Origin of the sequence: Enterobacter cloacae complex sp. 2021EL-01169 (genome assembly GCF_020733125.1) — a bacterium.
Taxonomy (GTDB): domain Bacteria; phylum Pseudomonadota; class Gammaproteobacteria; order Enterobacterales; family Enterobacteriaceae; genus Enterobacter; species Enterobacter roggenkampii.
This window is the reverse complement of sequence record NZ_JAJFTC010000002.1, coordinates 261371-286895: the sequence shown is the minus strand read 5'-3', so window position 1 is coordinate 286895 and position 25525 is coordinate 261371. Positions and strand designations below refer to the sequence as shown.

General features: G+C 55.5%; 17 protein-coding genes. 10 read left to right on the top strand and 7 right to left on the bottom strand.

The genetic code is table 11. The features are described from left to right. Positions 1-22 precede the first annotated feature (22 nt). From cydC to trxB, 3 genes are all read right to left on the bottom strand, one after another. Complete coding sequence (gene cydC, locus LLF79_RS07760; RefSeq protein WP_227879345.1) at positions 23-1744, bottom strand: cysteine/glutathione ABC transporter ATP-binding protein/permease CydC; 1722 nt, start codon at positions 1742-1744, stop codon at positions 23-25. Beyond that, the gene (gene cydD / locus LLF79_RS07755; RefSeq protein WP_045352046.1) at positions 1744-3510 is read right to left on the bottom strand and encodes a cysteine/glutathione ABC transporter permease/ATP-binding protein CydD; all 1767 of its coding nucleotides are present in this window, start codon (positions 3508-3510) and stop codon (positions 1744-1746) included. The genes cydC and cydD overlap by 1 nt, the downstream gene beginning before the upstream one ends. A 114-nt stretch (positions 3511-3624) precedes the next feature. Further along, positions 3625-4593 carry a thioredoxin-disulfide reductase gene (gene trxB / locus LLF79_RS07750; RefSeq protein WP_021240886.1) on the bottom strand — a complete coding sequence of 323 codons (969 nt, stop codon included), beginning with the start codon at positions 4591-4593 and terminating at the stop codon, positions 3625-3627. 544 nt (positions 4594-5137) lie between these two features. Here trxB and lrp point away from each other — a divergent pair. The 10 genes from lrp to LLF79_RS07700 all read left to right on the top strand — a co-directional run bounded on the left by lrp (position 5138) and on the right by LLF79_RS07700 (position 19150). Continuing rightward, positions 5138-5632: a leucine-responsive transcriptional regulator Lrp gene (gene lrp, locus LLF79_RS07745; protein ID WP_000228469.1), complete on the top strand. Its 495-nt coding sequence runs from the start codon at positions 5138-5140 to the stop codon at positions 5630-5632. 135 nt (positions 5633-5767) lie between these two features. Then, complete coding sequence (locus LLF79_RS07740) at positions 5768-9442, top strand: DNA translocase FtsK 4TM domain-containing protein (RefSeq protein ID WP_227879344.1); 3675 nt, start codon at positions 5768-5770, stop codon at positions 9440-9442. Positions 9443-9570: 128 nt separating this feature from the next. Further along, positions 9571-10185 carry an outer membrane lipoprotein chaperone LolA gene (lolA, locus tag LLF79_RS07735; protein ID WP_021240884.1) on the top strand — a complete coding sequence of 205 codons (615 nt, stop codon included), beginning with the start codon at positions 9571-9573 and terminating at the stop codon, positions 10183-10185. 9 nt (positions 10186-10194) lie between these two features. Continuing rightward, positions 10195-11538, top strand: a complete 1344-nt coding sequence (gene rarA, locus LLF79_RS07730; protein ID WP_227879343.1) for a replication-associated recombination protein RarA — start codon at positions 10195-10197, stop codon at positions 11536-11538. 92 nt (positions 11539-11630) lie between these two features. Further along, the gene (gene serS / locus LLF79_RS07725) at positions 11631-12923 is read left to right on the top strand and encodes a serine--tRNA ligase (RefSeq protein ID WP_008499983.1); all 1293 of its coding nucleotides are present in this window, start codon (positions 11631-11633) and stop codon (positions 12921-12923) included. 211 nt (positions 12924-13134) lie between these two features. Next, the gene (gene dmsA, locus LLF79_RS07720; protein ID WP_025912931.1) at positions 13135-15579 is read left to right on the top strand and encodes a dimethylsulfoxide reductase subunit A; all 2445 of its coding nucleotides are present in this window, start codon (positions 13135-13137) and stop codon (positions 15577-15579) included. Positions 15580-15589: 10 nt separating this feature from the next. Continuing rightward, on the top strand, positions 15590-16207 hold the full coding sequence (locus tag LLF79_RS07715; RefSeq protein ID WP_021240882.1) for a DMSO/selenate family reductase complex B subunit: 618 nt from the start codon (positions 15590-15592) through the stop codon (positions 16205-16207). A gap of 1 nt (position 16208) precedes the next feature. Then, the gene (locus LLF79_RS07710) at positions 16209-17072 is read left to right on the top strand and encodes a dimethyl sulfoxide reductase anchor subunit family protein (RefSeq protein ID WP_227879342.1); all 864 of its coding nucleotides are present in this window, start codon (positions 16209-16211) and stop codon (positions 17070-17072) included. Positions 17073-17347: 275 nt separating this feature from the next. Continuing rightward, the gene (locus LLF79_RS07705) at positions 17348-18496 is read left to right on the top strand and encodes an MFS transporter (RefSeq protein ID WP_008499979.1); all 1149 of its coding nucleotides are present in this window, start codon (positions 17348-17350) and stop codon (positions 18494-18496) included. A 123-nt stretch (positions 18497-18619) separates the two neighbouring features. Further along, positions 18620-19150, top strand: coding sequence for an anti-virulence regulator CigR family protein (locus tag LLF79_RS07700; RefSeq protein ID WP_023292887.1), 531 nt, complete (start codon positions 18620-18622; stop codon positions 19148-19150). A 35-nt stretch (positions 19151-19185) separates the two neighbouring features. Here the strand turns inward: LLF79_RS07700 and pflA are convergent, their stop codons facing one another. The 4 genes from pflA to ycaO form a co-directional block, all read right to left on the bottom strand. Further along, positions 19186-19926: a pyruvate formate lyase 1-activating protein gene (gene pflA, locus LLF79_RS07695; RefSeq protein ID WP_008499976.1), complete on the bottom strand. Its 741-nt coding sequence runs from the start codon at positions 19924-19926 to the stop codon at positions 19186-19188. A 203-nt stretch (positions 19927-20129) separates the two neighbouring features. Further along, complete coding sequence (gene pflB / locus LLF79_RS07690; protein WP_008499975.1) at positions 20130-22412, bottom strand: formate C-acetyltransferase; 2283 nt, start codon at positions 22410-22412, stop codon at positions 20130-20132. Between the two features lie 51 nt (positions 22413-22463). Next, on the bottom strand, positions 22464-23321 hold the full coding sequence (gene focA / locus LLF79_RS07685) for a formate transporter FocA (RefSeq protein WP_008499974.1): 858 nt from the start codon (positions 23319-23321) through the stop codon (positions 22464-22466). 406 nt (positions 23322-23727) lie between these two features. Next, positions 23728-25488: a 30S ribosomal protein S12 methylthiotransferase accessory factor YcaO gene (gene ycaO / locus LLF79_RS07680; RefSeq protein WP_023292885.1), complete on the bottom strand. Its 1761-nt coding sequence runs from the start codon at positions 25486-25488 to the stop codon at positions 23728-23730. Positions 25489-25525: the final 37 nt, after the last annotated feature.

Here is a 25525-nt window from a genome sequence, read left to right as displayed (position 1 = left end):
GTGAGGACGCTACAAATATAGTCTACAGACGCTGTTTAAACTGGTAGTAGCGACCCTGTTTCGCCAACAGCTCTGCGTGACTACCTTGCTCAATAATGTGTCCGTTGTCCATCACAATTATCCGATCAAAACTCGCCAGTCCGCGCAGGCGGTGCGTGACCATCAGGACGGTTTTACCGGTCATGACATTGGCCAGCAAATCAAGGATTTGGCTCTCGGTCGTGGCATCCAGCCCTTCGGTGGGCTCGTCAAGCAGCATCAGCGGCGCATCGTGCAGCAGCGCGCGTGCAATCGCCAGGCGGCGCAGTTCACCGCCGGAGAGTTGACGACCGCCTTCGCCCAGCCAGCTGTTCAATCCCTCGTCCTCAAGCAGCTTATGCAGACCGACCTGTTCCAGCACGGCGCGAAGCGCATCATCCGTGGCCTCTGGGGCTGCCAGCAGCAGGTTATCGCGCAGGGTGGCGCTGAACAGATGCACGCGCTGCGGAACGACGCTGACCGTTTTGCGCAGGGCCTGCTCGCTGAAATCAGTCAGCGACGTGTCATTAAAACGAATCTGACCGCGCTGCGGATCCCAGGCGCGGGTCAGCAGCTGCAGCAGCGTCGATTTACCGCAGCCGGTACGGCCGAGGATCGCAATCCGCTGACCGGCATTAACAGAAAGGGTAATACCGTCCAGCGCGTTCTGCGCCTGTTTGTCGTAGGCGAAAGTGACATCTTCCAGCGTCAGTGCAACCTGCTCTGGTACCACGGTCTGCCCGGCACTGAACGTGACTTCAGGTTTCTGCTCGGCAATCTGGGTGATGCGCAGGGCAGAAGCGATGACCTGCCCCAGATGCTGGAAGGCGCCCGTCACCGGGGCCAGCGCTTCAAACGCGGCCAGCGCACAGAAGACGAAAAGGGCAATAAGCGGACCCGGCTGTGTATTTCCCCCGATATCGCCGGATGCCAGCCACAGCATGGCTATTACCGCCACGCCGCCGATCAGCATCATCAGCGCCTGAGAGAAGGCCGTCAGCTCCGACTGACGGCGCTGGGCCTCATGCCAGTTCAGCTCCGTACTTTCCATCCGCGCGCGGTAGCGCTTGCTGGCACCAAAAATGGTCAGCTCTGCCTGCCCCTGAAGCCAGGCGGTCAGCTGCTGGCGGTAGTCCCCGCGCAGGCGCGTCAGGTTTTCCCCGGTGGATTTCCCGGCGCGGTAAAACAGCGGCGGCAGAACGATAAGCGTCAGCAGCATGATCCCACCCAGGGTCAGCGCAACGGGAACATCCAGAACAGACAGCCCAAGCGTGACCACCACAATCACCACAAACGCGCCCACGATAGGGGAAATCACGCGCAGGTAAAGGTGATCCAGCGTGTCAACGTCCGCCACCACGCGGTTAAGCAACTCGCCCTGACGAAAACGCGCCAGCCCGGCAGGGGAGAGGGGCAGCAGTTTGCTGAAGGTATAGATACGCAGGTGCTGCAGCACGCGGAAAGTGGCGTCGTGGCTGACCAGGCGTTCGAAATAGCGCCCGGCAGTACGGGTGATAGCGGTACCGCGAACCCCGGCGGCCGGAAGCATATAGTTGAAGCTGTATAATCCGGCGAACCCCGCGACGGCCGAGGCCGACAGGAACCAGCCGGAAAGCGTGAGCAGGCCGATGCTGGCGAGCAGCGTGACAATCGCCAGCACAATCCCCAGCGTCAGCATCCATTTGTGGCGTTTATAGAGCGCAAGATAAGGCAGCAGAGCGCGCATCAGATATCCTCCTGACGGTTTGCCAGCAGGGTCGCAAATGGCCCCTGGGCGGCAACGAGAGAGGCGTAGTCGCCTTGCTCAACAATACGGCCGTTTTCCATGACCCAGATCTGGTCCCAGTCGGCAATCCCTTCCAGCTGGTGGGTGACCATCAGGGTGGTTTGCTGCAGGGAGGCGGCGTTAAGCGCTTCCATTACGCGCTGCTCGCTGTGTGCGTCAAGGCTGGCTGCGGGCTCGTCCAGCAGCATAAGCTGGCATGGGTTAAGCAGCGCGCGGGCAACGGCCACACGCTGCGCCTGCCCGACCGACAACCCGGCGGACTGGTCGCCGACTACGGTATCCACCCCTTGCGGCAGCAGCGGCAGAAATTCGCTGACCCAGGCGCGGTCGAGAACCGATTGCAGCTCATCTTCACGCGCGTCCGGGCGCGCCAGAAGCACGTTTTCGCGCAGCGTCGCGGCGGGAAGCTGCGGGTTTTGGCCTACCCAACTGAGCTGTTTACGCCAGGCGTCGGGGTCGAGGTTGCGCAGTTCGGTTTTGTTGATCCGCAGTGAACCCGTGTAGGCCATAAAACCGGACAACGCGTTCAGCAGAGAACTTTTCCCGGAACCGCTGATGCCGACAAGCACCACGCGTTGTCCGGCAGGTAAGGTAAAGTTCAGCGGACCGGCGAGCACTTTGCCTTCGGGCGACAGAATGGAAAAGTCCTGCGCTTCAATGGTCACGGAGTCTTTAGCATTCAGCGTTACATCACCGCGCTCCGGGTGGGCCAGCGGCGTTTCCAGGAACGTTTTCAGGCTATCGGCGGCGCCAACCGCCTGGGCTTTGGCGTGATAGAAGGTCCCCAGATCGCGAAGCGGCTGGAAAAACTCCGGCGCCAGGATCAGCGCCAGGAACCCGGCGGAAAGGGTCACCGCCGTGCCGTAATGGCCGAAATCCAGCGCGCCGAGGTAGGAGAAGCCGAAGTAGACCGCCACGAGGGCAATCGACAGCGAGGTGAAGAATTCCAGTACGCCGGAGGACAGGAAGGCGAGGCGTAACACTTCCATGGTGCGCTGACGAAAGTCCTGCGACGCCAGGCGAATATTTTCGGTTTCCGCTTCACCGCGGCCAAAAATGCGTAACGTCTCCATGCCGCGAAGGCGATCGAGAAAATGACCGCTCAAGCGACCCAATGCCAGGAAGTTTCGGCGGTTGGCATCCGCTGCCCCCATCCCGACCAGCGCCATAAACAGCGGGATCAGCGGGGCGGTGCCCATAAGAATCAGCGCTGCCATCCAGTTCACCGGGAAAATGGCGATCACGATCAGCAGCGGAACGAAGACGGCAAGGGCCATCTGCGGCAGATAGCGCGCGTAGTAGTCATGCATATCGTCAATCTGCTCAAGGATCAGCGTCGCCCAGCTACCGGCCGGTTTACCCTGGATCCACGCGGGCCCGGCTTCCTGAAGCCTGTCGAGCACCTGACGGCGGATCTCGTAGCGGATATGCTGCCCCGCGTGGAAACCGACGCGCTCACGCAGCCACACCACCCAGGCGCGCAGGATAAAAATCAGGATCAGGACAATAAAGGGCAGCAGGAGCGCTTCGCGGGGAATGTTCTCCATGATCATGTGATTAAGAATGCGGGCCAGCAGCCATGCCTGGGCAACAATCAACAGACCGCTGATGAAACCCAAAATACGGGAAATCGTAAGCCAGCGGCGGGAAAGAACGCTTTGCTGTTTCAGCCAGCGTGTTAACTCTTGTTGACGGGTTTTTTCCATTGCGTACTTTGCAGGTGACGTTATTAGAAGTTGGGCAGCGCAATGTTACAACGGGGAGACAATAAAGGCGACTTATCGCCGCCTTTATTTACGTTTGTTACTGACTTGTAAAGATTATTTACCTTGTTCAGCCAGTCCATCGAGGTAGCGTTCAGCGTCCAGCGCGGCCATACAGCCGGTGCCCGCAGAGGTGATCGCCTGACGGTAAATATGGTCCATCACGTCACCGGCCGCGAATACGCCCGGGATGCTGGTTTGAGTCGCATTACCGTGAATGCCGGACTGCACTTTGATGTAGCCGTTTTCCAGCTCCAGCTGGCCTTCGAAGATCGCGGTGTTCGGGCTGTGGCCGATAGCCACGAACAGACCCGCCACTTCCAGCGTTTCGACGTTATCGGTGTTCTGGGTATCACGGATACGCAGACCGGCAACGCCCATCTGGTCGCCCGTCACCTCTTCCAGGGTGCGGTTGGTGTGCAGCACGATGTTGCCGCTTGCCACTTTATCCATCAGACGTTTGATCAGGATCTTCTCCGCGCGGAAGGTCTCGCGACGGTGGATCAGGTGCACTTCAGAGGCAATGTTCGCCAGATACAGCGCCTCTTCCACGGCAGTGTTGCCGCCGCCGATGACCGCGACCTTCTGATTGCGATAGAAGAAACCGTCGCAGGTGGCGCAGGCAGAAACCCCGCGGCCTTTAAACGCTTCTTCGGATGGCAGACCGAGATAACGGGCAGAGGCGCCGGTAGCGATGATCAGCGCGTCACAGGTGTATTCGCCGCTGTCACCCGTCAGGCGGAACGGACGGTTCTGCAGGTCGACCTTGTTGATGTGATCGAACAGAATTTCGGTTTCGAATTTAGCGGCATGCTCGTGCATGCGCTCCATCAGCAGCGGCCCGGTCAGGTCGTTCGGGTCCCCTGGCCAGTTTTCCACTTCGGTGGTGGTGGTCAGCTGACCGCCTTTTTCCATACCGGTGATGAGTACCGGGTGCAGGTTAGCGCGTGCAGCGTAGACCGCCGCGGTATATCCCGCAGGTCCAGAACCAAGGATTAGCAGCTTACTGTGTTTGGCCGTGCCCATGAGATCCCCATTGTTGTTGGCAGACATTTGGCTGGATTGTAGGGAATTTGTTGCCGTAAAAAAAGAGCGCAGCAATTTTGATATCAATCTGTGTAATAGCCGTGGACGATGAATCGCGCGCGATAACATCACGCTTTCTTAAGAAAACCGGTCGTTTATAAGGCAATAAAATGAGGATTAATACCCTGTCGTAATGAATATCCGGCATGTTGTACTAAAAAACGATGTTTTGCTTTGACAATCCCCTGCGCTTTTGCGAAAACATTCAAGGAAGAAAAAAAACCGCGTTAACCGTATGCCGCATAGGCATGCACGTAAATGCCATTTTTACCGGGTCAGTGAAATCTACGCATGGCGTGGACAGACGCCATACGTGATGTCGGTGACAGCCTTCGGGCAACGGTCTTCTTACCAACAGAACCCGAATCCGCATCGCGTCTAATACAAAACCAGGCGATGTGATGATTAACGGGTACAGGCTCTGAACAGTGATGTGCACAGGGTCCAGGCAGGAGTAGGGAAGGAATACAGAGAGACAATAATAATGGTAGATAGCAAGAAGCGCCCTGGCAAAGATCTCGACCGTATCGATCGTAACATTCTGAATGAATTGCAAAAGGATGGGCGTATTTCCAACGTCGAGCTTTCAAAACGTGTGGGACTTTCCCCGACGCCGTGCCTTGAGCGTGTGCGCCGACTGGAAAGACAGGGTTTTATTCAGGGCTATACGGCTCTGCTGAACCCGCATTATCTGGATGCCTCACTTCTGGTATTTGTTGAGATTACTCTGAATCGTGGTGCGCCGGATGTGTTTGAGCAATTTAACGCCGCTGTACAAAAACTTGAAGAAATTCAAGAGTGCCATCTGGTGTCCGGTGATTTCGACTACCTGTTGAAAACCCGTGTGCCTGATATGTCCGCCTACCGTAAGCTGCTGGGGGAAACCCTGTTGCGTCTGCCGGGCGTGAACGACACCCGTACTTATGTGGTAATGGAAGAGGTCAAACAGAGCAATCGTCTGGTTATTAAGACGCGCTAACACGGAACAGGTGCAAAATCAGCGTAGTTTGATTACACTCCTGTTAATCCATACAGCAACAGTGCCGGGGAGTCCCGGCGCTGTTGTCCGTTTTAGCAAACAGGCAGGATATGCCTGATACCTGGAGAGCCTTTCTTGAGCCAGGAATACACTGAAGACAAAGAAGTCACACTATCGAAGCTAAGCAGCGGACGTCGTCTCCTCGAGGCTTTGCTGATTGTTATTGCCCTTTTTGCCGTCTGGCTGATGGCAGCCTTACTCAGTTTCAACCCCTCTGATCCCAGCTGGTCACAAACTGCATGGCATGAGCCTATCCATAATTTAGGCGGTGTCCCCGGTGCCTGGCTTGCGGACACGCTGTTTTTCATTTTCGGTGTGATGGCCTACACCCTTCCCGTCATTATCATTGGCGGATGCTGGTTTGCGTGGCGTCATCGTCAGAACGATGATTACATCGACTATTTCGCCGTCTCGCTGCGCCTGATTGGCGCGCTGGCGCTGATCCTCACCTCCTGCGGGCTGGCAGCGATCAATGCGGATGATATCTGGTACTTCGCCTCTGGCGGGGTAATCGGCAGCTTATTAAGTTCCGCGCTTCAGCCGATGCTGCACAGCAGCGGCGGCACGCTGGCGCTGCTGTGCATCTGGGCCGCCGGGCTGACGCTGTTTACCGGCTGGTCCTGGGTGAGCATTGCCGAGAAAATTGGCAGCTTTATCCTCACCATTCTGACCTTCGCCAGTAACCGTACCCGTCGTGACGATACGTGGGTGGATGAAGACGAATACGAAGATGAAGAGGAAGACGACGCGCCTGTGCAGCGTCGCGAGTCTCGTCGTGCCCGAATTCTGCGCGGTGCGCTGGCGCGTCGTCAGCGTGTTGCTGAGAAATTTGCCAACCCGCTGGGCCGTAAAACCGATGCGGCGCTCTTCTCCGGTAAACGCATGGATGAAGACGAGCAGGTTGAGTACCGTGCAGCAGGTACCGCCGTCGATCCTGATGATGTGCTTTTTTCCGGTAGCCGTGCCACGCCGGGTGACTTCGACGAATACGATCCACTGTTGAACGGCCACTCGGTTACCGAGCCGGTTGCGGCTGCCGCCGCCGCGACGACCGCTGCGCAGGCGTATGCCGCCCCTGTCGACGCCGTGATGCCATCCGCGCCGGTCCCGCCGCCGGAATCCGTTATTCAGCAACCTCAGGTTGACTGGCAGACTGCGCCGGGTGTTCATACGCCGGAGCCCGTTATTGCGCCTGAACCTGAAAGTTACATCCCCGTGCAGCAGGAACAGTGGCAGCAGCCTTATCAGCCGCCGCAGCCTGAGTATGCACCGCAGCAATATCAGCAGCCAGTGTCCCAGCCTTATCAGGAGTACGTGCTTGAACCCGTTGAACCTGTGCAGCCTTACGTTGCACCGCAGCCTGAACCTGAGCCTGAAATCGTGGAAGAGGTGAAGCCTGCGCGTCCGCCGCTGTACTATTTCGAAGAAGTCGAAGAGCGTCGTGCGCGTGAACGCGAACAGCTGGCCGCCTGGTATCAGCCTGTGCCTGAACCGGTGCAGGAGCCGGTTACGAAGGCGCCTTCTGTTTCTGTTCCGCCGGTCGACCCGACGCCTGCTGTAGCACCCGTAGCGGAAGGCGTTAAGCAGGCTACTGCGGCCGCAGCAGCGGCGGCACCGGTCTTTAGCCTGGCAACAGGGGGCGCACCGCGTCCTCAGGTGAAAGAGGGGATTGGTCCGCAACTGCCTCGTCCTAACCGCGTCCGCGTGCCAACCCGCCGTGAGCTTGCTTCTTATGGCATCAAGCTGCCTTCCCAGCGCATGGCTGAAGAAAAGGCGCGCGAGTCTGAGTACGACGATGATGCTGATGAAATGCAGCAGGACGAGCTGGCCCGCCAGTTCGCTGCGCAGCAAAATCAGCGCTACGGTCAAGACTATCAGCACGACGAACCTGCGCTGGAAGACGACGATGATGCGGCAGAAGCCGAATTAGCGCGCCAGTTTGCGGCAACGCAGCAGCAGCGTTACTCCGGTGAACAGCCGGCAGGGGCAAATCCGTTCTCGCTGTCGGACTTTGAATTCTCGCCGATGAAAGATCTGGTGGATGATGGCCCAAGCGAGCCTTTATTTACCCCGAGCGTGATGCCGGAAGCTGAGCCTGTGCGCCAGCAGACACCATCGACCTACGCACAGCAACCTGTTCAACAGCCGTATGTGCAACCACAGCAGCCGCAGCAACAGCAGTTCCAGCAGCCTGCGCCACAGCCGCAGGAGAGCCTGATTCACCCGCTGCTGATGCGTAACGGTGACAGCCGTCCGCTGCAGCGTCCAAGCACGCCGCTGCCGTCGCTGGACCTGCTGACGCCGCCGCCAGCAGAAGTCGAGCCGGTTGATACGTTTGCGCTGGAGCAGATGGCCCGTCTGGTTGAAGCCCGTCTGGCTGACTTCCGTATCAAGGCGGACGTGGTGAACTACTCGCCGGGTCCGGTGATCACCCGTTTTGAACTGAACCTGGCGCCGGGCGTAAAAGCCGCGCGTATTTCCAACCTATCCCGCGACCTGGCGCGTTCGCTGTCAACCGTGGCGGTGCGCGTGGTGGAAGTGATACCGGGCAAACCGTACGTTGGTCTTGAGCTGCCGAACAAGAAACGTCAGACCGTCTACCTGCGTGAAGTGCTGGATAACACCAAGTTCCGTGATAACCCATCTCCACTGACCGTGGTGCTGGGTAAAGATATCGCTGGCGATCCGGTGGTGGCAGACCTCGCAAAAATGCCTCACCTGCTGGTCGCGGGTACCACCGGTTCCGGTAAGTCCGTCGGTGTGAACGCCATGATCCTCAGCATGCTCTATAAAGCGCAGCCGGAAGATGTGCGTTTCATCATGATCGACCCGAAAATGCTCGAACTGTCGGTCTATGAGGGTATTCCACATCTGCTGACTGAAGTGGTCACCGATATGAAAGACGCCGCCAACGCCCTGCGCTGGAGCGTGAATGAGATGGAACGCCGCTATAAGCTGATGTCTGCGCTGGGCGTGCGTAACCTGGCCGGCTATAACGAGAAAATCGCCGAAGCGGCGCGCATGGGCCGTCCGATTCCGGATCCGTACTGGAAGCCGGGTGACAGCATGGATGCCCAGCATCCGGTGCTGGAAAAACTGCCTTATATCGTGGTGCTGGTCGACGAATTCGCTGACCTGATGATGACCGTCGGTAAGAAAGTGGAAGAGCTGATTGCCCGTCTGGCGCAGAAAGCGCGTGCGGCCGGTATTCACCTAGTGCTGGCGACCCAGCGTCCTTCCGTGGACGTTATCACCGGTCTGATTAAAGCGAACATTCCGACGCGTATCGCCTTTACCGTATCAAGTAAAATTGACTCCCGTACCATTCTTGACCAGGGCGGTGCAGAGTCGCTGCTGGGAATGGGTGACATGCTCTATTCCGGGCCGAACTCCACCTCTCCGGTGCGTGTTCACGGCGCGTTCGTGCGCGACCAGGAAGTGCACGCGGTCGTGCAGGACTGGAAAGCGCGCGGTCGTCCGCAATACGTCGATGGCATCACCAGCGATACGGAAAGCGAAGGCGGCGGCGGTGGCTTTGACGGCGGTGAAGAGCTGGATCCGTTATTCGATCAGGCGGTGAATTTCGTTACCGAAAAACGTAAAGCGTCTATCTCCGGTGTACAGCGTCAGTTCCGCATCGGCTATAACCGCGCTGCGCGCATTATCGAGCAGATGGAAGCGCAGGGCATTGTGAGCGAGCAGGGGCATAACGGTAACCGCGAGGTGCTGGCTCCGCCACCGTTTGATTAACCTTCCGAGATTGCAAAGAAGGGTAAATCAGCCAAAATTAAGCATTTTCTTCTGTCGCCTGCCTCCGGGCAGGTCCAGAATAGAAGACGGAAACCCCATTTCGGGAAGACGTATTTTAAGGAATAACAATGAAAAAAATCGCCATCGCCTGTGCATTACTCACCAGTTTTGTCGCCAGCAGCGTCTGGGCTGATGCAGCCAGCGACCTTAAAAGCCGACTGGATAAAGTAAGCAGCTTCCACGCCAGCTTCACGCAGAAAGTGACGGACGGCAGCGGCAACGCGGTGCAGGAAGGTCAGGGGGACTTGTGGGTAAAACGCCCAAATCTGTTTAACTGGCACATGACCCAGCCGGATGAAAGCATCCTGGTGTCTGACGGTAAAACCTTATGGTTCTACAACCCGTTCGTTGAGCAGGCTACTGCGACCTGGCTGAAAGATGCCACCAGCAATACGCCATTTATGCTGATTGCCCGTAACCAGGCCAGCGACTGGCAGCAGTACAATATTAAACAGACGGGTGACGAGTTTGTCCTGACGCCGAAAGGCAGCAACGGCAACCTGAAGCAGTTCACCATCAATGTCAGCACCAACGGTACCATTAATCAGTTCGGCGCGGTTGAGCAGGACGATCAGCGCAGCAGCTATCAGCTCAAATCTCAGCAGAACGGCGCCGTTGATGCATCGAAGTTCACCTTTACCCCGCCGAAGGGCGTAACGGTGGACGACCAACGCAATAAGTAAGAGGCGTGAGTGGGCAATCTGTCGCTCGATTTTTCAGATAACGCGTTTCAACCTCTGGCCGCCCGTATGCGGCCAGAAAATTTAGCGCAGTACATCGGTCAGCAGCACCTGCTGGCTGCCGGGAAGCCCTTGCCGCGCGCCATTGAGGCGGGGCATTTGCACTCCATGATCCTCTGGGGCCCCCCAGGCACCGGCAAGACTACGCTTGCAGAAGTGATTGCCCGATATGCCAACGCGGACGTTGAGCGTATCTCAGCGGTGACGTCCGGCGTGAAGGAGATCCGTGAGGCTATCGAGCGTGCGCGTCAGAACCGCAACGCCGGACGCCGCACCATTCTTTTTGTCGACGAAGTCCATCGCTTCAACAAGAGCCAGCAGGATGCCTTCCTGCCGCATATTGAAGACGGCACGATCTTCTTCATTGGGGCGACCACCGAAAACCCGTCGTTTGAGCTGAACTCGGCGCTGCTTTCCCGTGCGCGCGTTTATCTGCTCAAATCGCTGACGACCGAGGATATCGAAAAGGTTCTCACTCAGGCGATGGACGACAAATCGCGCGGCTACGGCGGACAGGATATCGTTCTGCCTGACGAGACGCGTCGTGCGATTGCCGAGCTGGTTAACGGCGATGCGCGTCGGGCGCTGAACACGCTGGAAATGATGGCCGACATGGCCGAGGTCGACGATGCCGGCAAGCGGGTGCTAAAACCGGAACTGCTCACCGAAATTGCCGGGGAACGCAGCGCGCGTTTCGATAATAAAGGTGACCGTTTTTACGATTTGATTTCGGCGCTGCATAAGTCCGTGCGCGGCAGCGCGCCGGATGCGGCGCTGTACTGGTATGCGCGTATTATTACTGCGGGTGGCGATCCGCTATACATCGCGCGCCGCTGTCTGGCGATTGCCTCAGAAGATGTCGGCAATGCCGACCCGCGTGCCATGCAGGTCGCGCTGTCGGCCTGGGACTGTTTCACCCGGGTTGGACCCGCAGAAGGTGAGCGCGCCATTGCGCAGGCGATTGTTTATCTGGCCTGTGCGCCGAAAAGCAATGCCGTCTATACCGCGTTTAAGGCCGCGATGTCTGACGCACGCGAACGCCCGGACTACGATGTACCGGTTCATCTGCGTAATGCGCCGACCAAACTGATGAAAGAGATGGGGTATGGGCAGGAATACCGCTACGCTCATGATGAACCCAATGCCTACGCTGCCGGGGAGGAATATTTCCCGCAGGAGATGGCACAAACGCGCTATTATCACCCCACAAACAGAGGTCTTGAAGGCAAGATTGGTGAAAAGCTCACCTGGCTCGCCGGACAGGATCAAAATAGCCCTATAAAACGCTACCGTTAGTTCAATCGTTGCGGTAATGTTGGCAATTGTATCCTTGTGGCCGCAGGCTGTGGTCACATTTCCTATTTTAATTCGATAAGCACAGGATAAGCATGCTCGATCCCAATCTGCTGCGTAATGAGCCAGACGCAGTCGCTGAAAAACTGGCACGCCGGGGCTTTAAGCTGGATGTAGATAAGCTGCGCGCTCTTGAAGAGCGTCGTAAAGTACTGCAGGTACAAACTGAAAATCTGCAGGCAGAGCGTAACTCTCGATCGAAATCCATCGGCCAGGCGAAAGCGCGCGGGGAAGATATTGAGCCATTACGCCTGGAAGTGAACAAGCTGGGTGAAGAACTGGATCAGGCGAAAGCTGAACTGGATGTTCTTCAGGCCGAAATTCGTGATATTGCCCTGGCTATCCCGAATATTCCTGACGACAGCGTGCCTGTCGGTAAAGATGAAAACGACAACGTTGAAGTGAAACGCTGGGGTACGCCTCGTGAGTTTGACTTCGAGGTGCGCGATCACGTGACGCTGGGCGAAATGCACGCGGGCCTGGATTTTGCGGCAGCGGTTAAGCTGACCGGCTCTCGCTTCGTGGTAATGAAAGGCCAGATTGCCCATCTGCACCGCGCGCTGGCGCAGTTCATGCTGGATCTGCACACCGAGCAGCATGGCTACAGCGAAACCTACGTGCCGTATCTGGTCAACCACGATACGCTGTACGGTACGGGCCAGCTGCCGAAATTTGCCGGCGACCTGTTCCATACCCGTCCGCTGGACGAGGAAGCTGACAGCAGCAACTACGCGCTGATCCCAACCGCGGAAGTGCCGCTGACTAACCTCGTGCGTGATGAGATCATCGACGAAGACGACCTGCCAATCAAACTGACGGCGCACTCTCCGTGCTTCCGTTCTGAAGCAGGATCTTACGGTCGCGACACGCGCGGTCTGATCCGTATGCACCAGTTCGACAAAGTTGAGATGGTGCAGATCGTCCGTCCTGAAGAATCCATGGACGCGCTGGAAGAGATGACCGGCCACGCGGAGAAAGTGCTGGAGCTGCTGGGTCTGCCGTACCGTCGTATGGCGCTGTGCACCGGTGATATGGGCTTTGGTGCCTGCAAAACCTTCGATCTGGAAGTGTGGGTACCTGCGCAGAATACTTACCGTGAAATCTCCTCCTGCTCTAACGTCTGGGATTTCCAGGCGCGCCGCATGCAGGCACGTTGCCGCAGCAAATCTGACAAGAAAACCCGTCTGGTGCATACCCTGAACGGTTCTGGCCTGGCTGTGGGCCGTACCCTGGTTGCCGTGCTGGAAAACTACCAGCAGGCAGACGGTCGTATCGAGATCCCTGAAGTGCTGCGTCCATACATGAAAGGCCAGCAGTACATCGGCTAATAATTTGTCTTAAAACAAAAAAGCGCCTCAGGGCGCTTTTTTTATGCCTTTGGTTTGATACGACGCAATAACCTCTCCCTCTAAAGTAGTAATACTCCTTCGAATGAAAGCCAGCATAAAAAGCTGATAACGATAATATTCGTTATATATAAAACTACATAGCGGTTTGCGCCGCCTCTCTTTTCTTTGTGAGCAACCAAAGTGAGTCTCTATGAAAATCAACGCGCCTGAAGCATTAATGGCTGCCGAGGTCACTCGCCGTGGGTTGATGAAAACCACGGCAATAGGCGGCCTGGCCGTAGCCAGTAGTGCCTTCACGCTCCCTTTTACCCGACTGGCGTCGGCGGCAGATGCTCTGTCTCCGGCCACTTCGCCGGAAAAAGTGGTGTGGAGTGCCTGTACCGTTAACTGCGGTAGCCGTTGTCCGCTGCGTATGCATGTGGTGGATGGCGAAATTAAATATGTCGAAACCGACAATACCGGGGACGATAACTACGAAGGGTTACATCAGGTTCGTGCGTGTTTGCGTGGTCGCTCCATGCGTCGCCGCGTCTATAATCCGGACCGCCTGAAATATCCGATGAAGCGTGTCGGTAAGCGTGGGGAAGGGAAGTTCGAGCGGATTAGCTGGGATGAGGCCTACGACATCATCGCCACCAATATGCAGCGCCTTATTAAAGAGTACGGCAACGAATCCATCTACCTGAACTACGGTACCGGGACGCTCGGCGGCACGCTGACCCGTTCCTGGCCGCCGGGAAAAACGCTGGTGGCGCGCCTGATGAACTGCTGCGGCGGTTATCTCAATCACTATGGCGACTACTCCTCGGCGCAGATCGCAGCGGGACTGAACTACACCTACGGCGGCTGGGCGGACGGCAACAGCCCGTCAGATATCGAAAACAGCAAGCTGGTCGTGCTGTTTGGTAACAACCCAGGGGAAACCCGCATGAGCGGTGGCGGGGTAACCTACTACCTCGAACAGGCGCGCGCCAAATCCAATGCCCGCATGATCATCATCGATCCGCGCTATACCGACACCGGTGCCGGACGTGAAGACGAGTGGATCCCAATACGTCCGGGTACCGATGCGGCCCTGGTCTCAGCGCTGGCGTGGGTGATGATCACCGAGAACCTCGTCGATCAGCCTTTCCTGGATAAATACTGCGTCGGCTATGACGAGAAAACCCTGCCAGCCAGCGCACCGGCAAACGGACATTACAAAGCCTACATTCTCGGTCAGGGTAGCGATGGCGTGGCAAAAACGCCGGAGTGGGCGTCCACCATCACCGGCATCCCGGCAGAGCGTATCGTTCAGCTGGCGCGTGAGATTGGCTCAGCCAAACCAGCCTACATTAGCCAGGGCTGGGGTCCGCAGCGTCATGCGAACGGTGAAATTGCGACCCGTGCCATTTCCATGCTCTCCATTCTGACCGGCAACGTCGGTATTCACGGCGGTAACACCGGCGCGCGTGAAGGCTCATATGAAGTGCCGTTTGAACGTATGCCAACGCTGGATAACCCGGTTCAGACCAGCATCTCCATGTTTATGTGGACCGATGCGATTGAACGTGGCCCGGAAATGACCGCCCTGCGCGACGGCGTGCGCGGTAAGGACAAGCTGGACGTGCCGATCAAGATGATCTGGAACTACGCCGGCAACTGTCTCATCAACCAGCACTCTGAAATCAACCGCACCCATGAAATCCTGCAGGACGACAAGAAGTGCGAGATGATTGTGGTGATCGATTGTCACATGACCTCCTCGGCAAAATATGCCGATATCCTGCTGCCGGACTGCACCGCCTCTGAGCAGATGGATTTCGCGCTGGACGCCTCCTGCGGCAACATGTCCTACGTGATCTTTACCGACCAGGCGATTAAACCGCGCTTCGAGTGCAAAACCATTTATGAGATGACCTCTGAGCTGGCGAAACGTCTAGGCGTTGAGCAGCAGTTCACCGAGGGGCGTACTCAGGAAGGGTGGATGCGCCATCTGCATGAACTCTCCCGTAAGGCAATTCCTGACCTCCCTGACTTTGATACCTTCCGCAAGCAGGGGATGTACAAACAGCGCGATCCGGAAGGACACCACGTGGCGTACAAAGCGTTCCGTGAAGATCCGCAGGCGAACCCGCTGACCACGCCGTCGGGCAAAATCGAAATCTATTCCGAAGCGCTGGCAAAAATTGCCTCCACCTGGGAGCTGCCGGAAGGGGATGTTATCGATCCGCTGCCGATCTACACGCCGGGCTTTGAAAACTATAACGATCCGCTGACGGCGAAATTCCCGCTGCAGCTGACCGGCTTCCACTATAAAGCGCGTGTTCACTCTACCTACGGTAACGTCGACGTGCTGAAGGCCGCCTGCCGCCAGGAGATGTGGATTAACCCGATGGACGCGAAAGCGCGCGGCATCAGCAATGGCGATCGCGTGCGCATCTTCAACGGTCGCGGCGAAGTGCATATTGAAGCCAAAGTCACCCCACGCATGATGCCCGGCGTGGTGGCGTTAGGGGAAGGGGCCTGGTACAGCCCGGATGCCAACCGCATCGACCAGGCAGGCAGTATTAACGTACTGACCACACAGCGTCCGTCGCCGCTGGCGAAGGGTAACCCATCCCACACTAACCTTGTCCAGGTTGAAAAGGTTTAAGGAGTAACCGATGACAACTCAGTATGGATTTTTTATTGATTCCAGCCGTTGTACCGGGTGCAAAACCTGCGAGCTGGCCTGCAAAGATTACAAAGACCTGACGCCGGACGTGAGCTTCCGTCGCATCTACGAATACGCCGGGGGCGACTGGCAGGAAGATAACGGCGTCTGGCATCAGAACGTCTTTGCGTATTACCTGTCAATTGCCTGTAACCACTGTGAAGATCCCGCTTGTACAAAAGTCTGCCCGAGCGGGGCGATGCACAAGCGAGAAGACGGTTTTGTGGTGGTGGATGAAGATGTCTGCATTGGCTGTCGCTACTGCCATATGGCCTGTCCGTACGGCGCGCCGCAGTACAACGCCGCTAAAGGCCACATGACCAAATGCGACGGTTGCCACACCCGCGTAGCGGATGGCAAAAAGCCAATCTGCGTCGAGTCCTGTCCGCTGCGCGCGCTGGACTTCGGTCCTATTGAAGAGCTGCGTCAAAAACACGGTCAGCTTGCCGCCGTGGCACCGCTGCCGTCTGCGCACTTCACGAAGCCGAGTATTGTGATTAAACCTAACGCCAACAGCCGTCCTACAGGTGACACCACCGGCTACCTGGCAAATCCGAAGGAGGTGTGAGATGGGAAGTGGATGGCATGAATGGCCGCTGATGATCTTCACGGTCTTTGGTCAGTGCGTAGCGGGCGGCTTCATTGTGCTCGCGCTGGCGTTGTTGAAAGGTCGTCTCAACGCTGAACAGCAGCAGCGCCTGGTGTTGAGTATGTTTGGCCTGTGGGTGCTGATGGGGATCGGCTTTATCGCCTCTACGCTGCACCTGGGTTCGCCGATGCGCGCGTTTAACTCCCTGAACCGCATGGGGGCCTCATCCCTCAGTAACGAGATCGCCAGTGGCGCAATTTTCTTTGCCGTCGGTGGGCTGGGCTGGCTGCTGGCCGCTATGAAGAAGTTGCCTGCGGGTCTGCGCAGCCTGTGGCTGATTGTGACCATGGTGCTGGGCGTGGTGTTCGTGTGGATGATGGTGCGTGTCTATAACACCATCGATACCGTCCCCACCTGGTACAGCGTCTGGACGCCAATGAGCTTCTTCCTGACGATGTTTATTGGCGGGCCGCTGCTGGGCTACCTGCTGCTGCGCGTGGCGGGTGTCGACGGATGGGCAATGCGTCTGCTGCCCGCTGTTTCGCTGCTGGCGCTGGTAGTGAGTGCGATAGTCGCCCTGATGCAGGGTTCTGAACTGGCAACCATTCACAGCTCTATTCAGCAGGCCTCTGCCCTGGTGCCGGACTACGGTGCGCTGATGGCCTGGCGTATCGTTCTGCTGGTCGCCGCGCTGGTATTCTGGATTGCCCCTCAGCTCAAAGGTTATCAGCCGGCGCTGCCGCTGCTGTCACTGGCTTTTGTGCTGGTACTGGCGGGTGAACTGATTGGTCGCGGCGTGTTCTACGGGTTGCATATGACCGTTGGTATGGCTGTCGCCAGTTAACGGTGTATTGGGTTATATCAAGCCGGGCCAGAGTGCCCGGCTTTTTCTTTTTTCGATCATGAAATTTTTCGTCTGTCGTTTTGTTTTAATTTTGCCCATTAATAAATGAAAACAGAGACATAATTAATATCTATAGCAGGCGTGGCATTAGCAGGATAAGTTTTTTAAATCGACAGGGAACATATTGTGCGAGGCGGCTAAATCAGTGGATTGACTTTGTTTTTGCCAGTGGCATGATGCGCACGAAATCTGAACTTCCTCACGGTTTTTAATCCATGACCACCTATACCCGGCCAGTGCTGCTGTTGCTCTGTGGCCTGCTTTTGTTGACCCTGGCGATCGCAGTGTTAAATACGCTCGTCCCGCTGTGGCTCGCCCATGAAAACTTACCGACCTGGCAGGTGGGTATGGTCAGCTCGTCCTTTTTTACCGGCAACCTTCTTGGAACCCTGGTGACCGGGAGCCTGATTAAGCGCTTTGGCTTTAACCGCAGCTATTATCTGGCCTCGCTGATTTTCGCCGCCGGATGTGCGGGGCTGGGCCTGATGGTCGGCTTCTGGAGCTGGATGGCATGGCGCTTTATCGCCGGTGTTGGCTGCGCGATGATTTGGGTGGTCGTTGAAAGTGCGCTGATGTGCAGCGGCACCTCCCGCAACCGCGGACGCCTGCTGGCTGCCTACATGATGGTTTACTATGTCGGCACCGTGCTGGGACAACTGATGGTGAGCAAGCTGCCAACCGACCTGATGAGCGTTCTGCCGTGGGTAACGGGCATGGTGCTGGCCGCAATCCTGCCGCTGCTCTTTACCCGCATTGTGAACCAGAACAGTGAACACCAGGAAGCAACCCATGTCTGGCCCATGCTGAGGCTGCGTCAGGCGCGTCTGGGCGTTAACGGCTGCATTATCTCGGGGATTGTACTGGGCTCGCTCTATGGCCTGATGCCGCTTTATCTGAACCATCAGGGCGTCAGCGACTCCGGAATTGGCTTCTGGATGGCGGTGATGGTGAGTGCGGGTATTGTTGGACAATGGCCAATAGGCCGTCTGGCTGATCGCTTTGGCCGTCTGCTGGTGCTGCGCGTTCAGGTCTTCGTGGTGATCATGGGATGCCTCGCCATGCTCAGCAATGCCGCGATGGCACCTGCGCTGTTTATTCTTGGAGCGGCAGGTTTCACGCTTTATCCGGTCGCGATGGCGTGGGCCTGTGAGAAAGTTGAACATCACCAGCTCGTGGCAATGAACCAGGCGCTGTTACTGAGCTATACCATCGGCAGCTTATTAGGGCCGACGTTTACCGCGATGCTGATGCAAAATTATTCCGACAATTTACTGTTTATCATGATCGCCAGCGTGTCGTTTATTTATCTCTTAATGCTGCTGCGTAAAGCGGGCGAACATCCAACGCCGGTGGCACACGCCTGATTAAATAAAAGCCTGTCATCGACAGGCTTTTTTGTCCCTGTCACATATAAGACTTTTACGTATTGTTTGTTTTTCCCCCCTGGCGATAATTCAAATGAGTTCTACCACTAAAAGGCAACAATCATGTCTATACGTCGTTTTTCCACTACCGCACTTGCCGTAGTGTTGTCTTTAACGTTTGCAACGGCTCCGGTCATGGCTAATCCTGGCAACGGGAACGGCGGTGGTCACGGAAACGGTGGCGGACAAGGTAATGGCGGCAATCATGGTAACGGGAATTCTGGTAACTCCGGTAACCATGGTAATAAGCAAAATAGCGGACAGGATAACCCTGGAAAATCGGATAAGAACTTCAAAAACAGCAAAGATGTCGGTAATGACGTTGATGCTCGCGTGAGCTTCGATCATGTCCGTCATCTGGCCGTGAATTACGGCTTAACGGGCTATAAGTCACTGCCCCCGGGGATCGCAAAAAACCTGGCGCGCGGTAAACCACTGCCTCCGGGTATTGCGAAGAAGGCCGTTCCGGCCTCAATGCTGGACCAGCTTCCTTCCTATCCCGGCTACGAATGGCGCGTAGTGGGTGACGACCTGGTCTTAATTGCGCTGAGTACTGCGATTGTGACTTCCGTTATTAACGGCGTCTTTAAATAGAATAAAAAAGGCCCGGTTCTCACCAGGCCTTTTCTTTAATACATCACTTTGTGACCGTACTGTTCAAGAATACCTTTGACGCGTTCCATCGTCTCTTTTTTCGGCGGCTTCACGCCATCAAGCTTGTACTCTTCACCCATGGCCACCCATTTATGTTTACCCAGCTCGTGATAGGGCAGAAGCTCGATTTTCTCGACGTTCCCCATGTCGCGGGTAAATTCTCCCAGGCGGTGCGCGGAGTCGTCGTCATCTGACCAGCCAGGAACAACCACGTAGCGGATCCAGGTTTTGATGCCCTTGTCGGCAATATATTTGGCAAACTCCAGCGTGCGGTGGTTGGAGACGCCCACCAGATTCTGGTGGATCTCATCATTCATCTGTTTGAGATCGAGCATCACCAGATCGGTCACTTCGAGCAGTTCATCAATCACCGGATCGTAGCGACGTACAAAGCCGTTGGTGTCGAGGCAGGTATGAATGCCTTCTTTATGGCAGGCGCGGAACCAGTCGCGGACAAACTCAGCCTGAAGAATGGCTTCACCGCCGGACGCGGTCACACCGCCGCCGGAGGCGTTCATAAAGTGGCGATAGGTCACCACCTCTTTCATCAGATCGTCGACGGTGACTTCTTTACCGCCGTGCGTGTCCCAGGTGTCGCGGTTATGGCAGTACAGGCAGCGCATCAGGCAGCCCTGGAAAAAGGTGATAAAGCGGATACCCGGGCCATCGACGGTGCCACAGGATTCAAAGGAGTGAATACGACCAATAGTTGACATTGCGGTGATATCTCCATCATCGGCCCGTCCGGGGCCTGTGTATGCACAGCTCAAAGCCGGCTGTGTTAAGTCTGTTTTGGCTGTTATCCATTCAGTATAGATAGCGGACAAAAGAGACTGAGGTGGAGAGGGTGCTAAAAAGGCCCCACTGATGTGGAGCCTTTATTGTACGCTTGTTAACGCGTGATTTCAGTCAATTCCACTTACATGGACTGAGTGAAAGTACGGGTGATAACGTCCTGCTGCTGTTCTTTAGTCAGGGAGTTAAAACGTACTGCGTAGCCAGATACGCGGATGGTCAGCTGAGGATATTTCTCAGGATGTTCCATCGCGTCGAGCAGCATTTCACGGTTCATGACGTTCACGTTCAGGTGCTGACCACCTTCGATGGACGCTTCGTGGTGGAAGTAACCATCCATCAGACCCGCGAGGTTAGTTTTACGCACTTCGTCGTCTTTACCCAGCGCATTTGGCACGATAGAGAAGGTGTAAGAGATACCATCTTTCGCGTAAGCAAACGGCAGTTTAGCGACAGAAGTCAGAGAGGCAACCGCACCTTTCTGGTCACGACCGTGCATTGGGTTTGCACCTGGGCCGAATGGCGCGCCAGCACGACGACCGTCTGGGGTGTTACCGGTTTTCTTACCATACACAACGTTAGAGGTGATGGTCAGAACAGACTGAGTCGGGATAGCGTTACGGTAGGTAGTCAGTTTCTGAATTTTCTTCATGAAACGTTCTACCAGGTCAACCGCCATGTCATCAACGCGAGAATCGTTGTTACCAAACTGCGGATATTCGCCTTCGATTTCGAAGTCGATAGCCAGACCGTCTTCGTCACGAATTGGTTTAACTTTCGCATATTTGATTGCAGACAGGGAGTCAGCAGCAACGGACAGACCTGCGATACCACACGCCATGGTGCGGATAACGTCACGGTCGTGCAGCGCCATCAAAGAGGCTTCGTAGCTGTACTTGTCGTGCATGTAGTGGATAACGTTCAGCGCAGTGACGTACTGTTTCGCCAGCCAGTCCATGAAGTGGTCCATGCGTTCCATGACTTCGTCATAGTTCAGCACATCGCCTTTGATCGGCTCAGACTTAGGACCAACCTGCATTTTCAGTTTTTCATCAACGCCGCCGTTGATTGCGTACAGCATGGTTTTCGCCAGGTTTGCACGCGCACCGAAGAACTGCATTTGCTTACCAACAACCATTGGGCTTACGCAGCAAGCGATAGCGTAATCGTCGTTGTTGAAGTCCGGACGCATCAGGTCATCGTTCTCGTACTGCAGAGAAGAGGTGTCGATGGACACTTTAGCGGCGAATTTCTTGAAGTTCAGAGGCAGTTTTTCAGACCACAGAACGGTGATGTTCGGCTCCGGAGAAGGACCCATGGTGTACAGGGTGTTCAGGAAGCGGAAGCTGTTTTTGGTCACCAGAGTACGGCCGTCAACGCCCATACCGCCGATGGATTCAGTTGCCCAGATTGGGTCACCGGAGAACAGCTCATCGTATTCAGGGGTACGCAGGAAGCGAACCATACGCAGTTTCATGACCAGGTGGTCAATCATTTCCTGAGCGTCTTGCTCGGTGATTTTGCCTGCTTTCAGGTCACGTTCGATATAGGCATCCAGGAAGGTGGATACGCGACCGAAGGACATTGCTGCGCCGTTCTGAGATTTAACTGCAGCCAGGTAGCCGAAGTAGGTCCACTGGATAGCTTCCTGAGCGTTGGTAGCAGGACCAGAGATATCGCAGCCGTATTTAGCCGCCATCTCTTTGATCTGACCCAGCGCGCGGTGCTGTTCAGCGATTTCTTCACGCAGACGGATAGTCGCTTCCAGGTTTACGCCGTTTTCCAGATCGGACTGCAGGGAAACAAACTGCGCGTACTTGTCTTTCATCAGGAAGTCGATACCGTACAGCGCAACGCGACGGTAGTCACCGATGATACGGCCACGGCCATATGCATCTGGCAGACCCGTCAGAACGCCAGATTTACGGCAGTTCAGAATGTCTTTGGTGTAAACATCGAATACGCCCTGGTTGTGGGTTTTGCGGTATTCGGTGAAGATTTTTTTCAGCATTGGGTCCAGCTCGCGGTTATACGCTTTGCAGGAACCTTCAACCATTTTAATACCACCGAACGGGATGATTGCGCGTTTCAGTGGTGCTTCAGTCTGCAGACCAACGATTTTCTCAAGGGCTTTGTTGATATAGCCAGCATCGTGAGAAGTGATGGTGGAAGCAACGGAGGTGTCAAAATCAACTGGCGCGTGAGTGCGGTTTTCCAGTTTAACGCCTTCCATTACGCTGTCCCACAGCTTGGTGGTCGCGTCAGTTGCACCAGCCAGGAAGGATTCGTCACCTTCATACGGGGTATAGTTTTTCTGAATGAAGTCACGTACGTTTACTTCATTCTGCCAGTCACCTTTCGCAAAACCTTCCCAGGCTGTGGCTAACTTTTCATTAAGCTCGGACATGTAACACCTACCTTCTTAAGTGGATTTTTTATTTACTGCCTGAGAAAACCATCAATGATGATCGTCGCCACGCAGGTAAATGACCCAGTATGTCAACCCAACTAACAGACCCCCACCGATAATGTTCCCAATAGTGACAGGGATCAGGTTATCAGTAATGAAATTCATAATAGTCAGGTGAGAGAAACTTTCCGGGGATGAACCAACTGCGGTCCAGAACTCCGGGCTCGCAAAGTCGCGGATAACAATGCCCATTGGGATCATGAACATATTCGCGATACTGTGCTCAAAGCCGCTGGCAACGAACATCGCAACCGGCAGAACCATAATTAAGGCTTTGTCCATCAGGCTACGACCCGAGTAGCTCATCCATACAGCCAGGCAGACCATCAGGTTCGCGAGGATGCCGAGAGCAACGGCTTCGATAAATGTGTGGTGCATTTTGTGGTCGGCAGTTTGCAGGACGTTAAGGCCCCAGCCACCGTTGGCGGTCATGTACTCGCCAGAAAGCCACATCAACAAAACAAAGAGCAGACAGCCAACCAGGTTACCCACGTAAACATTAAGCCAGTTACGTGCCAGCTGACCCCAGGTAATTCTTCCGCTCGCCTTTGCCACGACAATCAGCACCGTTGAGGTGAAGAGGTCGGCGCCGCAAATAACGCAAAGAATCAGACCCAGTGAGAAACAAATGCCGCCAATCAGTTTGGCCATGCCGAAAGGCATTCCGGCAGTACCGGTAGTGGCGGTGATGTAGAAGACGAAAGCGATAGAGATGAACACACCAGCCGTGATCGCCAGATAGAACGTCTTCATCGGGTGTTTCGTTGCTTTATAGACACCTGCTTCTTCGGCAACTTTGGCCATCGCAGCAGGGAGTAAAAGATCAAAAGGGTTGTCAGCTTTCACACTAACTCTCTCTTTATTAAGTCGGCGACGAGATACTAACAAAGCATTATAGAAGAGAAATTGATATAGATCATATCTCGCCTGGCTTATAGGCCCGCAATGTGTATGGATTTACAGCAAATGCGGAGTAAGTATTTGATTATCCGTATAAAAATAAATTTTAAAAGTTATGAAAAGAGTTGAATTTTTTCGTTCGGCCACCTCTTTATCAGTTAATTAATATGGAGTATTAACCATAAAAAGTAACAGTAAAGCCCAGATCAATATTATTATATTTACCCGTGTTTAACTTTATTATTACAATCAACAATCATTGCCGAAGGAAATAAAAAAAGGGGCAATGAAATTGCCCCGTAATATAGCCCAGACGATTGAATACGCCTACTGCTGGTAATGTTATGTGCGCTTATTTTGACCAGTAAGCGGCTTTTGCTTTCTGCAGCTTTTCGTAGGCCTTCAGCAGTGACTGATGCGCCGGGAAGGCTTTCAGATCGCTATCAACGGCCTGCAGGCCATAGAACGGCGCTTCGCCGCTCAGGGCTGCGCTGGCTGCTTCAACGGCCTCAGCGCCGTACATACGCACGAAAGCATTCAGATATTGCAGCGGTTCGCGATCCTCTTCCTGTGCAAGCAGCAGCAGGGTTTGCAGGCAGCGGTAATAGTTGGTGCGCTCGGCAGAGAAGACCGACTGGTTGAACTCCATGGTCCACTCGGTCCAGGCCAGGGCCTGATCCAGATCGCCGCCCGCCAGGGCCAGCATCGCTTTCAACTCACCGATGCGCAGGGTGTACCAGCCGTTGTCTTTACCGGTCGCCAGGCCCAGGAGTTCGCGTACGCGGGTGAAATCATCATGGCCTTCTTCGTCCAGCTGGGCGATCAGGTTCAGATAATCCTCTTTCTCCCATTCGCTGCCTGGCAGAGCCAGCAGCGTTTCACGCAGATGCGCGCCCATGCTGTTGTTCGCCAGCCACAGGTCCTCCGCCGGATAGATATCAGACATGCCAGGCACGATGATGCGGCACGCGTAAACGCCCAGGTGCTCGTAATCGGCAATGTACACTTCCTGGTCTTCCGCGTTAAAGATCGCCATCAGCGTCGCGAACTCTTCTTCCGTGGTACCGGCAAAGCTCCAGTCCACGAACGGATAGTCCGCGTCCTGCTTGAACATATCCCAGGAAATTAAGCCGCTGGAATCGATGAAGTGGGTTTCGAGGTTGGTATGCTCGGCCACTTCTTCATCGTCAAACGTTGGCGGCGTAAACACGTCGAGATCTTTCAGGCTACGGCCCTGCAGCAGTTCGGTAACGGTACGCTCCAGCGCCACGCCGAAGTCCGGGTGCGCGCCGAAGGAGGCGAAGCAGGTGCCGTTGGTCGGGTTAAACAGCACGACGCAGATCACCGGATACTTGCCGCCCAGCGAGCCGTCATACGCAAAGATTGGGAAACCTTCTGCTTCCAGCTTGGCGATGGATTCCACCACGCCCGGGTAGCGCGCCAGCACCTCTGCCGGAATTTCAGGCAGGCTGATGGATTCGGCAATAATGCGGTTTTTGATATGACGCTCGAAGACTTCAGACAGCCCCTGCACGCGCGCTTCATTGCGGGTGTTACCGGCGGACATGCCGTTAGACACATACAGGTTGCCGACGATGTTCATCGGGATATAGACGGTCTGCTCGTCAGACTGACGGGTAAACGGCAGGGCACAAATACCGCGATCGTCGTTACCGGACTGCAGATCGATCAGCATGCTGGCGGTCAGTTCGTTTTCCGGATCGTAGAAGGCACGCAGGCGCGCGTCGAGAATTCCTTCCGGTAGTTCATCGTCTTCGGTCAGCGGGAACCATTTTTCGTTCGGATAGTGAACGAACGGGCCGTTGGCGATGGTTTCGCCCAGCCAGAAGTCAGCGAAGAAATAGTTGGTGGACAGACGCTCAAAATACTCACCCAGCGCGGAGGCCAGTGCCGCTTTTTTTGTCGCGCCTTTACCGTTGGTAAAGCACAGGGCACAGTCTTTATCGCGAATATGCACAGACCAGACATGAGGCACCGGATTGAGCCAGGAGGCTTCTTCGATGTTAAAACCCAGGTCGGTCAGTTTCTGCTGGAAGCGAGCGATGGAATCTTCCAGAGCGGCGTCTTTGCCGGGGATAAACGTTTGAGTCATGGCGTTCACTTTTATCGTACGTAAAGCGCGCAATGAT

Coding starts and splice junctions, on each gene's coding strand:
- cydC (WP_227879345.1), bottom strand. CDS start 1,744: ATGCGCGCTCTGCTGCCTTATCTTGCGCTCTATAAACGCCACAAATGG.
- cydD (WP_045352046.1), bottom strand. CDS start 3,510: ATGGAAAAAACCCGTCAACAAGAGTTAACACGCTGGCTGAAACAGCAA.
- trxB (WP_021240886.1), bottom strand. CDS start 4,593: ATGGGCACGGCCAAACACAGTAAGCTGCTAATCCTTGGTTCTGGACCT.
- lrp (WP_000228469.1), top strand. CDS start 5,138: ATGGTAGATAGCAAGAAGCGCCCTGGCAAAGATCTCGACCGTATCGAT.
- lolA (WP_021240884.1), top strand. CDS start 9,571: ATGAAAAAAATCGCCATCGCCTGTGCATTACTCACCAGTTTTGTCGCC.
- serS (WP_008499983.1), top strand. CDS start 11,631: ATGCTCGATCCCAATCTGCTGCGTAATGAGCCAGACGCAGTCGCTGAA.
- dmsA (WP_025912931.1), top strand. CDS start 13,135: ATGAAAATCAACGCGCCTGAAGCATTAATGGCTGCCGAGGTCACTCGC.
- LLF79_RS07715 (WP_021240882.1), top strand. CDS start 15,590: ATGACAACTCAGTATGGATTTTTTATTGATTCCAGCCGTTGTACCGGG.
- LLF79_RS07710 (WP_227879342.1), top strand. CDS start 16,209: ATGGGAAGTGGATGGCATGAATGGCCGCTGATGATCTTCACGGTCTTT.
- LLF79_RS07705 (WP_008499979.1), top strand. CDS start 17,348: ATGACCACCTATACCCGGCCAGTGCTGCTGTTGCTCTGTGGCCTGCTT.
- LLF79_RS07700 (WP_023292887.1), top strand. CDS start 18,620: ATGTCTATACGTCGTTTTTCCACTACCGCACTTGCCGTAGTGTTGTCT.
- pflA (WP_008499976.1), bottom strand. CDS start 19,926: ATGTCAACTATTGGTCGTATTCACTCCTTTGAATCCTGTGGCACCGTC.
- pflB (WP_008499975.1), bottom strand. CDS start 22,412: ATGTCCGAGCTTAATGAAAAGTTAGCCACAGCCTGGGAAGGTTTTGCG.
- ycaO (WP_023292885.1), bottom strand. CDS start 25,488: ATGACTCAAACGTTTATCCCCGGCAAAGACGCCGCTCTGGAAGATTCC.